This window comes from Variovorax sp. 01T439_2 (assembly GCF_056398445.1).
This window is the reverse complement of record NZ_JBFTPJ010000794.1, coordinates 1-2,822: the sequence shown is the minus strand read 5'-3', so window position 1 is coordinate 2,822 and position 2,822 is coordinate 1. Positions and strand designations below refer to the sequence as shown.

Sequence of the window (2,822 nt, the reverse complement as noted above, 5' to 3'; positions counted from 1 at the left end):
CCGTTGACGGGCGAGGCGAACTTCACGCCTTCCTCGCTGATCTTGCGCATCGCGCCCAGCGACCAGACCTGGAAGCCGCCCGAGTCGGTGAGGATCGGCTTGTTCCATTTCTCGAACTGATGCAGCCCGCCGAAGCTGGCCATCACGTCGAGGCCGGGGCGCATCCACAGGTGGAAGGTGTTGCCMAGRATGATCTGCGCGCCCATYTCYTCGAGGCTGCGCGGCATCACGCCCTTGACGGTSCCGTAGGTRCCCACGGGCATGAAGATSGGYGTCTGCACCACGCCRTGGTTSAGCGTGAGCGTGCCGCGGCGCGCGTGGCTCGCGGGATCGGTCTTGAGAAGTTCGAACTTCAGGCGCGGCAGGGAGGACGTGGTGGCGGTCATTTCTGGGGGGCGGCGCCGGTGTCCGGCAGCAGCATCAGGATGGTACGGTTGAAGTCTTCGACGGCGAGCAAGCGGCCCTGCCGGTCGACGGTGATGCCGGCGGGCCGGCCCATCGGGCGCACGCCGGCCTTGGGGCTCCAGCCGGCGAGCCATTCGACCGGCTTGCCCGACGGCAGGCCGCGCGCATCGAGCTTGTAGCCCACCACGCGGTGGCCGGGCGGCTGGTGGCCGCGCCAGGCAACCAGCAGCTGGCCCGCGAAGCGGCTGCCCGCGGGCCCGGTGATCATCTGCAGCGGCGCGGCGTGCGCGGGCCAGAGCATCAGCGGCGCCTCGGTGGCCTTGCAGCCCTGCCGGTTCTCGTAGCCGCGCGCGGGCTGGCGGTTGCCCACGCAATAGGGCCAGCCGTAGTCGCGCCCGGCCTGCAGCCGGTTCAGCTCTTCGGGCGGTTGGCCCACGTCTTCGTAGTCGATGGAGTTCTCGCCCTGCAGCACGGCGCCCTTGGCGGGGCCGTCCGGCAGCACGGTCAAGGCGACCGAGTTGCGCAGGCCGGTGGCAAAAGGCTTGAAGCTCTGCAGCTTGTGGTCCGGCCCGGCGAGCACGGCCTCGTACACCGCGGCGCGCGGCTTCGGTCCGGCCAGGTCGGGGCAGGGCAGCGGGTATTGCTTCGACGAAGCATCGCGGCAGGCATCGGAGTCGGAGCCGACGTTGACGTAGAGCCGTCCGTCCGGTCCGAAGGCCAGTTCCTTGAGCGGATGCGTGCCGTCGCCCGGCAGGCCGTCGATCACCGTTTCGCGCTGCAGCGCGCCGCCGGGCGAAGGGATGGGTGTGCGCCAGATCATGCCCGACTCGCCGATATAGATCCTGCCGTCGGGTCCGGCGGCAAGGCCGAGCGGCCGGTCGAGCTGCTCGGCCAGCACGCTGAAGCGCGCGCGCCGCGGCGCCGGGCCCTCGGTGGGCAGCACCATCTCGAGCAGGCGGCCACGGCGCGGCTCCCATGAGCCCATGTCGACGACCCAGTAGCGGCCCGGCGCCACCTCGAGGATGCGCCGGGGCGCACGCAGGCCCTGGGCCTCGTCGGCCAGCAGCGCGACGCAGGTGCCCGCGGGGCTGCCGATGTCCAGCCGCGCATAGCCGCCGCACAGGCCCTGCGGCGTGTAGCCGCGTGCTTGGACGGCCACGGGCAGCAGCAGCGCGCATCCGAATGCGATCGCGGCCAGCGAGGAACGGATGGTGTTGAGGGGTTTCATGCGGGAGCGCGCGCCAGCAGCATGGCGTCGCCGTAGCTGAAGAAGCGGTAGTGCTGCGCGATGGCGTGGGCATAGAGCGCCATCACGTGTTCATAGCCTGCAAAGGCCGAGACCAGCATCATCAGCGTGCTCTTGGGCAAGTGGAAGTTGGTGACCAGCAGGTCGACATGCTCGAACACGAAGCCCGGCGTGATGAAGATGCGCGTGTCGCCCGCGGCCTCGCCGCTCTTGGCCCACGATTCGAGCGTGCGCACGGTGGTGGTGCCGACCGCGACCACGCGGCCGCCGCGCGCCTTGCACTCGGCGATGGCGCGCTGCGTGGCCTCGGGCACTTCGTAGCGCTCGGCATGCATCGTGTGCTCTGCAATGTTCTCGGTCTTGACCGGCTGGAAGGTGCCGGCGCCCACGTGCAGCGTGACGCTGGCGCGCTGCACGCCGCGCGCTTCGAGCTCGGCCAGCAGCGCTTCGTCGAAATGCAGTGCGGCCGTCGGCGCGGCCACGGCGCCGGGCACGCGCGCGAACACGGTCTGGTAGCGGCGCTCGTCGTCGGCCGAATCGCTGTGCGTGATGTAGGGCGGCAGCGGCACATGCCCGCAGCGGGCCATCAGTGCATAGGGGTCTTCGCCGGCGTCGCTCTCGAAGCCGAAGCGGAACAGCGCGCCGTCTTCCTCCGGCCAGCGGCCCAGCAGCGTGGCGCGAAAGCCGCCGACCATCTGCAGCGTGGTGCCCACGGGCGGCTTCTTGCTGACCTTCATGTGCGCCACCACTTCTTGCCCCTGCAGCACGCGCTCGACCAGCAGTTCGAGCTTGCCGCCGGTCGGCTTCTCGCCGAACAGGCGCGCCTTGACCACGCGCGTGTCGTTGAAGACCAGCAGGTCGCCCGCGCGCAGCAGCGAGGGCAGGCTCTTGAAGATGCGGTCGGCCGGGGTGCTGCCGGTGCCGTCGAGCAGACGGGAGGCGGTGCGTTCGGAGGCCGGGTGTTGTGCCACCAGCTCGGGCGGCAAGTCGAAATCGAAATCGGAAAGCGTGAAGGCGCGCATGGTGCTTGAGGGCCGGACGGGCCCGTGCCAAGGAGGCGTGGAAGATGAGCGAGACGTGGCCGGAGCCGGGCAGAATTGTCCCATGCCCGCTTCCGCGAAGTCCGTGCCGCCCGAAAAGACCACAAGCCCGCCCRCTGCCGCCCCGGCCG

At 70.4% G+C, this 2,822-nt stretch carries 3 protein-coding genes; all 3 read right to left on the bottom strand.

Annotation, left to right across the window (positions count from 1 at the left end; translation table 11 throughout):
- Nucleotides 1-386: tRNA-guanine transglycosylase (locus AC1DOC_RS27890; protein WP_478130941.1), on the bottom strand; the 386-nt coding region annotated here is incomplete at its 3' end.
- Nucleotides 383-1,633, bottom strand: a complete 1,251-nt coding sequence (locus AC1DOC_RS27885; RefSeq protein WP_478080160.1) for a PQQ-dependent sugar dehydrogenase — start codon at nucleotides 1,631-1,633, stop codon at nucleotides 383-385. The genes AC1DOC_RS27890 and AC1DOC_RS27885, both read right to left, overlap by 4 nt.
- Nucleotides 1,630-2,673, bottom strand: coding sequence for a tRNA preQ1(34) S-adenosylmethionine ribosyltransferase-isomerase QueA (gene queA, locus AC1DOC_RS27880; protein ID WP_478080161.1), 1,044 nt, complete (start codon nucleotides 2,671-2,673; stop codon nucleotides 1,630-1,632). The genes AC1DOC_RS27885 and queA overlap by 4 nt, the downstream gene beginning before the upstream one ends.
- Between the last annotated feature and the right edge of the window lie 149 nt (nucleotides 2,674-2,822).